Annotated in this window: 12 protein-coding genes; 8 read left to right on the forward strand and 4 right to left on the reverse strand. The window is 67.9% G+C overall.

The genetic code is table 11. The features are described 5' to 3' along the window. Positions 1–31 precede the first annotated feature (31 nt). The gene (locus AL072_RS26320; RefSeq protein ID WP_045585766.1) at positions 32–1,909 is read left to right on the forward strand and encodes a DEAD/DEAH box helicase; all 1,878 of its coding nucleotides are present in this window, start codon (positions 32–34) and stop codon (positions 1,907–1,909) included. Between the two features lie 3 nt (positions 1,910–1,912). On the opposite strand, the gene AL072_RS26325 is transcribed toward AL072_RS26320, so the two are convergent. Further along, positions 1,913–2,821, reverse strand: a complete 909-nt coding sequence (locus AL072_RS26325) for a LysR family transcriptional regulator (protein WP_045585767.1) — start codon at positions 2,819–2,821, stop codon at positions 1,913–1,915. A gap of 108 nt (positions 2,822–2,929) precedes the next feature. Between AL072_RS26325 and AL072_RS26330 the strand changes: the two genes are divergently transcribed. From AL072_RS26330 to AL072_RS35790, 4 genes are all read left to right on the forward strand, one after another. Then, positions 2,930–3,769: a hypothetical protein gene (locus AL072_RS26330; RefSeq protein ID WP_045585768.1), complete on the forward strand. Its 840-nt coding sequence runs from the start codon at positions 2,930–2,932 to the stop codon at positions 3,767–3,769. Between the two features lie 44 nt (positions 3,770–3,813). After that, a complete protein-coding gene (locus AL072_RS26335; protein ID WP_045585769.1) occupies positions 3,814–4,398 on the forward strand; it encodes a YceI family protein in 585 nt (194 codons plus the stop codon). A 226-nt stretch (positions 4,399–4,624) separates the two neighbouring features. Then, positions 4,625–5,341, forward strand: a complete 717-nt coding sequence (locus tag AL072_RS26340; RefSeq protein WP_045585770.1) for a Crp/Fnr family transcriptional regulator — start codon at positions 4,625–4,627, stop codon at positions 5,339–5,341. Positions 5,342–5,444: 103 nt separating this feature from the next. Next, complete coding sequence (locus AL072_RS35790) at positions 5,445–5,756, forward strand: DUF1858 domain-containing protein (protein WP_245637036.1); 312 nt, start codon at positions 5,445–5,447, stop codon at positions 5,754–5,756. Between the two features lie 15 nt (positions 5,757–5,771). Here AL072_RS35790 and AL072_RS26350 read toward each other — a convergent pair whose 3' ends face one another. From AL072_RS26350 to AL072_RS26360, 3 genes are all read right to left on the reverse strand, one after another. Continuing rightward, positions 5,772–6,764, reverse strand: a complete 993-nt coding sequence (locus AL072_RS26350; RefSeq protein ID WP_045585771.1) for a methyltransferase domain-containing protein — start codon at positions 6,762–6,764, stop codon at positions 5,772–5,774. Between the two features lie 162 nt (positions 6,765–6,926). Beyond that, positions 6,927–8,603 carry a methyl-accepting chemotaxis protein gene (locus AL072_RS26355; protein WP_045585772.1) on the reverse strand — a complete coding sequence of 559 codons (1,677 nt, stop codon included), beginning with the start codon at positions 8,601–8,603 and terminating at the stop codon, positions 6,927–6,929. Positions 8,604–8,703: 100 nt separating this feature from the next. Continuing rightward, positions 8,704–9,768, reverse strand: a complete 1,065-nt coding sequence (locus AL072_RS26360) for a sulfotransferase family protein (protein WP_200909941.1) — start codon at positions 9,766–9,768, stop codon at positions 8,704–8,706. 773 nt (positions 9,769–10,541) lie between these two features. On the opposite strand from AL072_RS26360, the gene AL072_RS26365 reads away from it, so the two are divergent. From AL072_RS26365 to ubiU, 3 genes are all read left to right on the forward strand, one after another. Further along, positions 10,542–10,988, forward strand: coding sequence for a hemerythrin domain-containing protein (locus AL072_RS26365; RefSeq protein ID WP_045585773.1), 447 nt, complete (start codon positions 10,542–10,544; stop codon positions 10,986–10,988). Between the two features lie 99 nt (positions 10,989–11,087). Next, positions 11,088–11,768, forward strand: coding sequence for a ubiquinone anaerobic biosynthesis accessory factor UbiT (gene ubiT, locus AL072_RS26370; RefSeq protein WP_045585774.1), 681 nt, complete (start codon positions 11,088–11,090; stop codon positions 11,766–11,768). 5 nt (positions 11,769–11,773) lie between these two features. Next, on the forward strand, positions 11,774–12,760 hold the full coding sequence (gene ubiU, locus AL072_RS26375) for a ubiquinone anaerobic biosynthesis protein UbiU (protein WP_045585990.1): 987 nt from the start codon (positions 11,774–11,776) through the stop codon (positions 12,758–12,760).

Consider the following 12,760-nt stretch of genomic DNA (forward strand, 5'->3'; position numbering starts at 1 on the left):
CCTCCGTTGCGCCACAGCACAGCAGGATGGAATGCCGCAGCTGAGAAGCCATCAGCAACTGGTCGGCGCCATCGCCCAGGCGATCGGCCGGCAGCAGACGGAGGTCCGCGACATCCTGGCCGCGGTGACGCCCGGCGGGGGGAAGTCGCTGCTTCCGGTCATCATGGCGGCGGCGCTGCACGGTGCCGGGCGGATCGACCGGGTCTGCTGGATCGTCCCGCGCGACAGCCTGCGCCGGCAGGCGGAGGAGGCCTTCGTCGATCCCCGCTGGCGCGATGCGCTCGGCCATTCCCTCGCCCTGCGCGCGGCGGAGAACGGGCGCGACCTCTGCCGCGGCCTCGATGGCTACATCACCACCTATCAGGCGGTGGCGGCAGCACCGGACCTGCATCTTCAGGAGTTCCGCCGCCACCGCTACCTGTTGGCCGTGGACGAACTGCACCATCTGCCGGCGGTCTTCGATACCGACCGGATGGCCGCGGTGGAGGAGGAGACGGCGTGGAGCCGCTGCATCCTGCCGCTGCTGGAGAATGCCGCGGCGAGGCTGCTGATGAGCGGCACGCTGGAGCGCGCCGACGGCCGCCCCATCCTGTGGCTGCCCTACCGGGCGCCGCAGGGGGCGCGCAAGTTGCGGGAGATCGACTTCAAGGCGCCGGGCTGGGCAGTCGTCGGCTATTCCCGCCGGCAGGCGCTGGCCGAGAAGGCGATCCTGCCGGTGACCTTCGGCGCCATGGACGGCTCGGCCTCCTGGCTGGACGCCGAGCGCACCAACCGTTGGGCCGAGGCCCTGTCCAAGGCCGGCGAGAACACGCGCGACGCCCTGTTCACCGCGCTGCGCACCGGCTTCGCCAAGGCGATGCTGCGCGAGGCCTACCGCTCCTGCCGCGACCACCGGGCGAAACGGCGGGCGGCGTTGAAGCTGCCGCCGGTGGACGGCGGAGCGGCGCCCGGCCCTGAGTCCGGCCTGGGAAAGCTGCTGGTGATCGCTCCCGACCAGGAGACGGCACGCTTCTATCTCGACACGCTGCATGGCTGGATGCCGCAGGAACAGGCCGGCCGGATGGCACGCCTCGCCATCTCCGAGCGCCGCGACGCGCAGGAGGTGGTCGCCGCCTTCCGCCTGCGTCCCGAACCGGCGGTGCTGGTCTCGGTCGCCATGGCCTATGAGGGGCTGGACGCTCCGTCCATCACCCATGTCGCCTGCCTGACGCACATCCGCTCGCGCCCCTGGCTGGAGCAGGCGATCGCCCGGGCGACACGGGTCGATCCGCTGGCCGGCCCCTACGACCAGCAGCGGGCGCTGGTCTACCACCCCTCCGACGCGCTGTTCGAGCGGTTCCGCACCATGGTGGAGACCCAGCAGGGCACCCGCGCCATGATCAAGACCCGCCGCGCCCAGCAGGAGCTTCCCTTCGAGCGCACGGCGGAGCGCGAGCCGGAGATCATCCCGCTTGAATCCAACGCCACCGCATTGCATTTCGCCGTGGTGGCGCCCGGCCCCGATTTCGCCGCGCAGGCGCGCGATCCGGGCGAGCTGCCGCTGACGCCCAGCGCCGCCGAGCATCACCTGCGCCAGCGCATCGGCCAGCTGGTCGCAGCCCAGGTGATCGAGGACGAGGACAACAACCTCGTCGCCGAGGGGCCGACCGGCTACCACATCTACAACGCGGTGCTGAAGCGCCTGATGAAGAAGGCGCGGTCCGAGATGACGCTGTCGGAACTGGAATCGGCCATCGGCTGGCTGGAGCGCAACCGGCTGTCCGACCACCGCCACCTGATCGCCGACGATCCCCAATTCCAATGGTCGACCCGCCGCCGCGGGCAGCCGGCTCGTCCAACGGCCCGCCAACCGGGCGCCACGAGCGCCATGGCGCCGTCCTCCCGCCGGCGCCCTGCCCCGCGACCCTGACGGTTAGGCCGCCGTCCTGCAGCGCCCTTCCAGCAGGTCGCGCTCGCGCGACAGCGCGTCGGCCATGAAGTCGAGGAAGGCGCGGACGCGGCCCATGTGCCGCAGATCCTCGTGGGTCAGCAGCCACAGCTTGGCATCGGCCTCCGGCACCGGTGCGCCGATGCGCCGGAAGGCGGGATCGCGGTCGACCACCCCGCAGGGCAGAAGGCCGAGCCCGACGCCGGCCCGCACCGCCTCCACCAATCCCGCCACCGAGTTGACGCGGTAGCCGATGGCCGAGGCCGGCACCGTCCGCTTCATCCAGCGGGCGAGGTTGGTGTGGTCGAAGGACTCGTCCAGCCCGACCCAGGGATGGCGGTCGAAATCCTCCGCTTCCGGCCCCTGCCCCAGGAGGCAGGCGGCGCCATAGACGGCGAAGGCCAGCCCGGACACCGCCCGTCCGACCAGATTCTCCGGCGGCCGGTTGGTGGCGCGGATGGCGACGTCGGCCTCCCGCCGGGTCAGGCTGAGCGACGCCTCGGCCGCCATCAGGTCGACGCGCAGGTCGGGGTGGATCCGGCGGAAGGCGGCGATATGGCGGGGCAGGATGTAGAGGGTGAGGATGTCGACGGTGGTGACGCGCAGGCTGCCGCGGATCTGGGTGTCGCGTCCCGACAGCAGCCGGTTGGCGGCGGTCAGATCCTCCTCCATCTTCTGGGCGACGCGGTGCATCTCTTCGCCCGCGGCGGTCAATGCATAGCCGCCGGGCAGCTTGTCGAACAGCTGTGCGCCCATCGCCTGCTCCAGCGCCGTGACGCGGCGCAGGACGGTGCTGTGGTTCACCCCCAGGACGCGCGCCGCCGCCGACAGCGATCCATGCCGCGCCACCGCCAGCAGATAGCGCAGATCGTCCCAATTGTTGCCGCCCACCATTTATTCCCGCTTATTTTTGCAGATGCTTTTTGCAAAACTCGCCAATTCCCGCTCATCAAAGCACAATTTAGGGTTCCGGCCCAAGCATCACCCATTTCGGCCGCACGAATGTCCGACCTTCTGCAAGACCCCTTCGTCCAATCCAGCGTGCTGCCCCTGCTGGTCGGCCTCGTCCTGGTCGGTGTCCTGCACCTGCTGCGGCGCCCGCTGGCCGCCGCCGGGATCGCCGCCGGCTTCCTGGTGGTCTTCGTCATGGTGGTCGGCTTGCCCGCCCTGCCCCCGCCGTCGAGCATGGGCAAGCTGTTCTGGTCGTCCGCGGCCGGGCTGGCGCTGGGCGTCGCCGCCGATGCGGCGGGTGTCCGCGGCCGGGCCGCATCGGCGGCGCTGGCGCTGTGGCTGGCCGGCTCGCTGGTGTGGATCGCCCTGCCGGCCCTGGATTCGGCGGCGGCGGCCCTCAGCCTCCTGGTCCTGCTCGCCACCGCCGCATGGGTCGCCTTTGGTCGCGCTTCGGCGCCCGCCGGAAACCCGACCGCACCGGCGGCCTCGCTGCTGGCTCTGGCGCTGGCCGTCGGCGGCACCGCGCTGATCGGCTCTTCCGCATCCATCGCCCAGATGGCGCTCGCCCTGGCGGCGTCGGCCGGCGGCTTCCTGCTGTGGAACTGGCCGGTCGAGCGCCATGGCTGGGGCCTGCCGGGCCAGGTGGCGCTCGGCATCGCGGTGCTGCTGGCCGGCGTGCTGGCCCTCTTCACCCAGGCGCAGGCCGCCGTCCTGCTGCTGGCGCTGCCGGCGCTGCTGGCCGGCCATGTGCGCCGCCTCATTCCGGCCGGCGACGGCCTTGTCGGCCGTGCCGCCTCGGCGGCGGCGGTCACGGCGGCCGCGGTCGTTCCGGCCCTGGTCGCCATCGGTGCGGCCTATGCGCTGAGCGGCGGCGAAGCGTCGCCCTACTGATCCCCATTCCCCCTCATCGACTTCCATCCCCCGGAGTTCCGTTCATGAAGAAGACCTTGTTCGCCGCCGCCCTGTTCGCCATCGCCGCGGCCGGTTCCGCCGCCCCCGCCTTCGCCGCCCCGGTCAACTACAAGATCGACCCGGCCCACACCGCGGTGAGCTTCATCGTCAACCATATCGGCTTCTCCAACGTGATCGGCCGCTTCAACACGATGGCCGGCGACGTCACCTTCGACAAGGACGCCGTCGAGAAGAGCGCGGTCGCCATCACCATCGATGCCGCCAGCATCGACACCAACCACGCCAAGCGCGACGAGCATCTGCGCTCGCCGGACTTCTTCAACACGAAGGAGTTCCCGAAGCTGACCTTCAAGAGCACGAAGATCGAGAAGACCGGCGACAAGACCGGCAAGTTGCACGGCGACCTGACCATGCTGGGCGTGACCAAGCCGGTCGTCCTCGATGTCACCTTCAACAAGGACGGCGTCAGCCCGGCCAGCAAGCTGGAGACCGCCGGCTTCTCCGCCCGCGGCACGCTGAAGCGCACCGATTTCGGCATGAAGTACGGTGCCCCGGCCGTCGGCGACGACATCCAGCTGCTGATCGAGGTCGAAGCGGTCAAGTCCTGATCGCGGGACGCAGCGGCAAGCTGCATCGGACTGTTGCAGTGTGGAGGGGCCGGCTTGCCGGCCCCTTTTGCCGTGACCATGCCGGCCGGAGGCCACCCGATGCCGCTGCCGCGCGCAACGCCGGTGTCCTGCCGATCGGCCGGGCACCGTGCTTCGACCGGCAACATATTCATGGACGACCGGCTATAGTGGGCGGGCCGATCCCCATCGACGCAGGATGACAGCCATGGCCCCGCCCCTCGATCCCGCCGTGCTGCGCGGCATGCCGCTGTTCGCCGGCCTGGATGCCGATGCCATGGCGGAGGCGGTCGCCCTCGCCCGTCCGCGCCGCCATGCCCGCGGAGCGGCGGTCTTCACCCAGGGCGAGGCGGCTGCTGCCGGGCATGCGCTGATCGACGGGCGGGTGAAGATCGTGCAGACCGGCCCCGATGGACAGCAGGTGGTGATGCGCTTCATCGGGCCGGGCGAGATGTTCGGCACACTGGCGATCTTCACCGACGGTCTCTATCCCGCCGATGCCGTCGCCGTCGCCGACAGCGTTGAACTGTCCTGGCCGGCCGCCGCCATGACCGACCTGATGGAGCGGCATCCCGTCATCGTCCGCAACGCGCTGTCCATCGTCGGTGGCCGGCTGCGGGAGGTGCAACACCGCCTGCGCGAGGTCGCGACCGAGCGGGTGGAGCGCCGCGTCGCCCATGCCCTGCTGCGTCTGGTGCGCCAGGCCGGCCGGCGGGTGGAGACGGGGGTGGAGATCGATTTTCCGCTGTCGCGCCAGGACGTGGCGGAGATGACCGGCACCACGCTCCACACCGTCAGCCGCACCCTGTCCGCCTGGGAAAGCCAGGGCATCGTCGAGAGCGGCCGCCAACAGGTGGTGATCCGCAAGCCCCACGCCCTGGTTGCCATCGCCGAGGATCTGCCGCCGCTCCGCTCCGGGGATTGAAAAGCCGGGGGACGAAGTGGCGGACGCTTGCCGTGGCGCAAAGACCGGCGCCGGCCGGACCGATAGGATCGGCGCATGTCCCCATGCGCAGGAGCACCAGATCATGGACGCGACCACGGACGCCGACCGCCGGCCCCCCCCATCGGGCAAGGCACCGTCCGCCCTCACCGCGGCCCCGACCGGCGCCGCTCCCACCGCCGCTGCGACCTTGGCCGACATGACCATGGCCGGGTTGATGCGGGACCGGCCGGCATCGGTGCCGGTCCTGCTGCGCCGCGGAATGGCCTGCCCCGGCTGCGCGATGGCGCCCTTCATGACGGTGCGCGAGGCGGCGGAGGCCCATGGGATGGATGTGGACGCCCTGCTGGATGCCGTCTCTCCCCTCGGCGGCGCTCTCGGCGGCACCGGTCGATGACCGGTGCCGCCGGCATCAGATCGACAGGCAGTTGGTCGCGCGCCATGCATCGTCCAGCGCCACCGTCACCGTTTCGCCGGCGCGGACCGGCAGCGCGGATGCGGTCGGGCTGAACACCTCGGTCGACCAGATCAGGAAGTCGTCGAACCACAGTTCCTGCACCCACATCACCGCGTTCAGCGTGCCGGCGGACTGGATGGCGAGCGAAGCGTGCTTGGGCAACCGCTCGAACGAAGCGCCGGTGTCGTAGCGGATTTCCTCCACCAGCGCCGGATCCCCCAGGAAGCGCCCGCCCCCGCGCCGATGGCGGTAGCCGCCGTTGGTGAAGCCCGGGGACCAGTCATAATCGCCGAACGTCACCGGGCGGGACCGGTTGTAGCACAGCTCGGTGGTCATCGCGTCAAGCAGGGGACCGAAGCGGAGGCCGTAGCGGTTTTCCAGATCGGCAACGGAGCGCCGCAGATCGGCCATTTCGGAGAATGCGTCGATCTGCGGCCAGTCGCAGGGGATCGCCAAGTAACGGACGCGGTTCGGCACCGTCACGCAGCCCGGCTTGCCGAAGCGGAGGCGCAGGGCGCACACGGCGGCCGAGCGCGGCTCGTCGACGATGACGTGGTTGGTGTAGATGAAGGCGAACAGCACGTCGAACAGGCCGGGCACCTGCGAGGAGTCGACGGTGGCGAGGTCCGCCTCCAGAAAGCGGATGCGGTCGCCGTAGCCATTGGCTTTCGCAAGGGCGCGGGCCAGATCAACATGGTCGCGGTCGACGGCGATCACCTCGGACGCACCGGCCTCCAGCGCCAGGAAAGACAGGATTCCCATGCCGCAGCCGGCATCGAGCACCCGGTCGCCGGGCTTCACGGCCGCGCGCACCGCCCGTTCGATGCTGAAGGTGCGGTCGAGCCGCAGGAGGTTCCTCAGATGCATCGCGACGGAGAAATGGACGTCGCGCACCGGTGGGTTCACCGGCGTATCGGTGGAATGGTCGCTCATGGGTTGCTCGCTCATGGGATGTTCTTCGCCTCAAGCGGTTGCAGATGGTTCTCCAGGCGGTGGCGTTAAGCGCCGGTCGCCGCCGGCTTCATTGCCGATGCCGTCATATCCCAGTCCTCCGCTTCATCCATGATCCGGCCCGTGATCCGGCCCGGCTCAAGATCCGATGCGGCCGGGTCAGATCGCACGCAGCCGGCTGAAGAAGGTGTTGACCTGATCGTTGAGCACCGAAGCTTCGTGCCGCAGGGAGTCCGAGGCGCTGTGCAGGTCGTTGGCGGCGGAGCTGGTGACTTCGGCCGCATCGGCGACGCCGGTGATGTTCGCCGACACCTCGCGCGTGCCGTCGGCGGCATGGCCGATGTTGCGGGCGATGTCCTGGGTCGTGGCGCCCTGCTGTTCCATCGCCGAAGCGATGCCGATCGAGATCGTCCGCATGTCGGCGACGATCGAGCCGATGGAGGAGATCGCCGCGACGGCACGCTGGGTCTCGTCCTGGATGCCGCCGACGTAGGTCTGGATCTCCTTGGTGGCCTGCGATGTCTGGTTGGCCAGCACCTTGACTTCGCTGGCGACGACGGCGAAGCCCTTGCCGGTTTCCCCGGCCCTCGCCGCCTCGATGGTGGCGTTCAGCGCCAGCAGGTTGGTCTGGTTGGCGATTTCCTGGATGACCTGGACGATGGCGCCGATCCGCATCGCCGCTTCGGCAAGCCCCTTCATGGTGACGTTGGTCTGTTCGGCTTCCTGCACGGCGCGTTGGGCGACGTCGGTCGACCGGGCGACCTGATGGTTGACTTCGCTGACCGCCGCCGACAGTTCCTCGGCGGCGCTGGCGATGGTCTGCACATTGCCGGTGGTGTCGCTGGCGGCGTGATTGACGGTGTCGATCATGCTGCGGCTTTGCTTGGCCATGACCGCCAGGTTGCCGGCGTGGGAGCGGACCTGTTCGGCCGCGGCGACGACCGCCGTGACGACTTCGGATGTCCGCTGCTGGAAGTCGGCCAGCGACTGTTCGATCGCCGCCTGCCGGCGCTCCTTGGCCGCATGCTCGATTTCCTGCTCGGCGACCAGCTGGTCGGCTTTGCGGCGGTTGGTCTTGAAGACCTCCATGGCACGGGCGAGCGTGCCCACCTCGTGCTTGTCGTCGATGTGCGGGATGTCGACCGACAGGTCGCCGCCGGCAAGCGCGCTCATGCGCTGGGCCATGGTCGACACCGGGCGGCTGATGCTGCGGGCCAGAAGGAAGGCGAAGCTGCCGCCCGCCGCAAGGACGACCGCGGCAATCCCGATATAGATCACCAGGATGCGATTGTAGATCGTCTCGACATCGTCCAGATAGAGGCCGGTGCCGATGGACCATTGCCACGGCTCGAATCCGGCGGCGTAGGCCAGCTTGTCCACCGCCTCGGTCTGGCCGGGGCGGGGAAAGCGGAAGCTGTAGAAGTCACCGCCGCGCTGCGCCGCCTCGATCTGCAGGCGCACCGTCGGCACCCCGTCGACGGTCTTGAAGTCGATGCGGTTCTTGCCCTCGAAGGCGGGGTTGACATGCACCATGGTGACGCCGTCGAAGCGTGTGGCGAAGAAATAGTCGCCTGCCCCGAAGCGCAGCGGGCGCAGCTGGTCCCGGGCCGCCTGCTGGGCCTGTTCGCGGGTGAGCTGTCCGGACTTTTCCTTCTCGTGCCAACTTTCCACCATGCCGCGCACCACGCCGACGGTCTGCCGGAGCTGCTCCTTGCGGTCTTCCAGCAGGCTGTCCTTCAGGACGCTCAGGCTGAACCCTGCAACGACGACCAGCGTGACCAGGAGAAGGGGAATGAACAGCATCAGCCGATGGGATATGCGGAAATTCTTGAGCATGGACTTCTCTATTCTCGTGCGGATGGAGGCGAGGTTCGATGTCGCCGCCCGGATCTGCATGCCGGCGATGCGACGGAATGGATGCGGCGGGATGCGGCGATCAGGCGGCGGCGACCGGCGATCCGGCCGGCCGCGACTGGGCGACGAGCAGCGCGGGATCGGGCAAACAGGTCTGGGCCATGCCCGCCGGTTCCAGAGAGATCCGGAGTTCCCGGGCACAGGCATCCGCACTGGCCTGGTAGAGGTCCTGGATGCCCATGCGGTCGAGCAGGTCGAGATCGCCGTCGGTGACGGAGCCGAGACCGCGGTCCAGGTAACGATAGCTGCTGCCGGCGCGATGGACTCCCGGCACGAAGTAGATGTCCGGTTCCTTGGTGAAGATCAGGCTCGACTTGTCCGAGGTGAATTCCTCGACTCCATTCCAATCGGTCACCGCGCCGGTGAAGAAGCGGTCGGACAGTTCAAGACGCCTGAAGAGGGCGGCCGCGGCCCTTTCCGGCTGGCGGCTCGCTTCATGAACATAGTGGGTCGTCCGCACGCCCTCCCGGGCGGCATAGGCTTCGACGCGGATGGCGTTCAGGGACGCGATGATGAAATGCTTCAGCAGCCGGCTGCGCGGCACCCGGTCGCTCCATTTGGTGAACCATGACGCGAGTGACAGAGCCGGTTCGCGGTCGAGCATGATCAGATGCAGGCGGTCGGCCGGATAACCGGCCTCGATCAGGATCTGCAAGGGAATGAACAGGCATTCGGCCATCAGGTAGGGGCCGGCCACCTCCTTGCTGAACAGATGGGGCTGGTCGCTGGCCGACGGCAGTGCCCAAGGCGTCTGCGGGCAGTCGGTGAGAAAGTTGCGCATGGCCGCCTTCACCGGTTGGAAATAGGCGGGTATCCCGGCAACGCCGAACAGGTTGGCGAGTGCCGTCGATCCAACGCGGCACCGTCCCCAGCCGTAATGCAGCATCGGAAATTCGTCCGAAGGGACTTGGCGGAAGACCTCGGCCAGCGATCCGGCGATGCTGTTCGTCATCTTGTCGAGCCGGATTCGGCGCAACTGATACCTTCCATCGGGCTCAAGCCACGATTTAAGAATGGAAGGATCGTCTCGGCGCATGAGTTCTGTAAAACGACTCAGATCGCCAAAACGTGTCGTAAGGATACTCATGGCTAGGTCTCCTTTATATTGGGACGTTTCGCCGTCGAGAGCCTCTTAATATATTGATCATCAATTAGACCGTAGATAATTTATTTCAATTATAAACGGATTTAGCTTTTACCATAATCATATTCCGTATGTATGAAACGGTGACGGCATGGCAAATAAACAATCTGCCTTTTCTATTAACAATTAGTTATTAAGACATATTTTTTCCAAGAAACATCGCATTTTAATGGAATTATTTCATCAGTCATTATGGATGTGGAAGTGCATATTCGCGTACTCATTTATAGATTTGTTGATTTCATAAGGTGCTAAAATAGCTAAATAAGCGTATTAGAAAAATTATCATGTCATGGTTGTATTGCCGATTCACAAAACTATATATTCTAGTCCTGTAATAATGTTTCACTCGACAAAGTGAGGGAGAGGGCGGCCTGTTGCAGGCATGTGGCCGCTATCGCAGGAGAGGCTCCGCTCCCGCCCTGATCTGTCTCCATGCCGCACAAATCCAATGCCGTTCGCCACCGCATCCCACTGCCGACGCGGTGCGCTCTCAACGGAGCGCGGGGTACGATGCTGCACGCGGTGCTGCGTCTGGCGTTGCGCCAGACCGAAGGGCAGATCGCTTCCACGCGACATGCCCGCACCGGCCGGCAGCGGCGCGACCGGCGATCTTTCGGATGTCTGATTGCTGTGGCGCAACGATGGCGAGCCGGCCGGCCGGCATCCTGGCTGCAACGCCGCCCCTTCGAGGCGGCACCGGTTGGAGACAGATCATGGCCAGCGTCACCGTCAGCACCACCCTTTATCGCGATCACCATGCGAGCGTCGGCCAGTTGGTCGACCGCATCGAATCGCAGCTCGCGGCGCCGTCGGTGGCGTCGGACCCCGCGTCGCTCATCGCCACGGTCCGCGAACTGTTTGGCATCTTCGCCGTCCATCTGTCGCTGGAGGACAGCGCGCTCTACCCGCGCCTGCTGGCCCATCGGGACACCCGGCTGCGCAGCACGGCGGCGCGTTTCCAGGCGGAGATGGGCGATCTGCGGGGGCGCTTCGACCTCTACCGCACGCGCTGGCCCGGCCCGGTCGCCGTCGCCAAGGATCCGGCCGCCTTCGTCCGCGAAACGCGCGACGTCGTCGCTGCGCTGAAACACCGCATCGGCCGCGAGGACCGCGAACTCTACGACCTGATCGACCGGGCGGGGCTGGCCAGCGTCGCCTGAGGCCGGGATTTCCAGCTTGAACTTGACAGAGGTCAATGACGGCGGGCGGTTACCGGCTTTCATGGGTGCCGGAATGACCGATAAGGAGGGAATCCGCCGATGCGCGATCCCGATGTCACACCGACCGTGAATGCAGACGATCGAGCCCGCCGTTTCGAGACCGGCCTCAGCCTTGTCGGGCTCGGGCTGGTGCCGCGGTTGGGGGAGCGGGTCAGCGACGCGCTGCTCGCCCGCCTTCTCCGCCAGCTGGCCGCCCGCCATCCGCGCGCCTTCGACGCGCTGCGGGAAATGCAGGATGCCCGCGTGCTGATCGAGCCGGTGGATGCACCGGTCGCGCTGATGATGCGCGTTGGGCCGAACCTGTCCCTGCACGCACTGCGCCGCGAGCCGATCGGGGCCTGTGCATTGGCTGGGCTTGGCGAGGCCGATGCCGTCATCCGCGGCCCCTATGCCCGGCTGCTCGACCTGCTGGAAGGCCGGATCGATGGCGACGCCCTGTTCTTCCGCCGTGAGTTGAGCATCGCCGGGGATACCGCGCTGATCCTCGCCCTGCGCAACACGCTGGATGGCGAGGAGATGGATCTGATGGCCGACGCGGCGTCACTCGCCGGACCGCTGGCCGGCGTCCTGCCGGTCCTGCGCCGGAACGCCGGCCCGGTGCTCGACCGCATCGAGGCGGCACGCCGGCTGCTGCCGCCGCCGCTGCGCCGCGGGGCCGCACGGCTGGAGGCGCGGCTGTCCGGGCTCGTGCCGGGCGCCGGGCCGGGAGCCGCATCGTGACGACCATGGACAATTTCGAGCTGATCTGCCCGGCGGGCACGCCGGCCGCCCTGCGTGCCGCCGTCGATGCCGGCGCCGATGCGGTCTATCTGGGCTTCCGGGACGAGACCAATGCCCGCAACTTCCCCGGCCTGAACTTCACCCGCCAGGACGTGGCCGATGCCGTGGCCTACGCCCATGCGCGCAAGGTCGAAATCTTCGTCGCCATCAACACCTATCCGCAGGCCGGCAACCTCGACCCGTGGCGGAAGGCGGTGGACGATGCGGCGCGGCTGAAGGTGGACGCCGTCATCCTCGCCGACCTCGGCCTGCTGGAATACGCGGCCAAGCGCCACCCCGACCTGCGCCTGCATCTGTCGGTGCAGGCATCCGCCGCCAATGTCGAGGCGATCCGGCTCTACTGCGATGCCTTCGGTGTGCGCCGCGTCGTCCTGCCGCGCGTGCTGACGGTGCCGGAGATCGCCAGGCTGAACGCCGAGATCGACATCGAGACCGAGGTGTTCGTGTTCGGCGGCCTCTGCCCGATGGCGGAGGGGCGCTGTTCGCTGTCCTCCTACGCCACCGGCCTGTCGCCCAACAAGCAGGGCGTCTGTTCGCCGGCCAGCCATGTCCGCTACGAGCCGCGGGGAAGCGCGCTGGCGTCGACGCTGGGCGGTTTCACCATCAATGTGTTCGGCGAGGGCGAGCCGGCCGGCTATCCCACCCTGTGCAAGGGCCGTTTCGTCGCCCGCGACACCCCGGCCTACCTGTTCGAGGAGCCGACGAGCCTCAACGCCATGGATCTGCTGCCCGAGCTGAAGGCGGCCGGCGTCCGGGCGCTGAAGATCGAGGGGCGGCAGCGCGGCAAGGCCTATATCGGCGCGGTCGTCCGCGCCTACCGCGAGGCGCTGGACTCCTTCGCCGCCGGCCGGCCGGTGCCGCGGATCGACCTGCAGGCGATGGTGGAAGGCGGCACCCAGACCACCGGCGCCTATACCCGCGCATGGCGATGA

Source organism: Azospirillum thiophilum, from assembly GCF_001305595.1.
Lineage (GTDB): Bacteria > Pseudomonadota > Alphaproteobacteria > Azospirillales > Azospirillaceae > Azospirillum > Azospirillum thiophilum.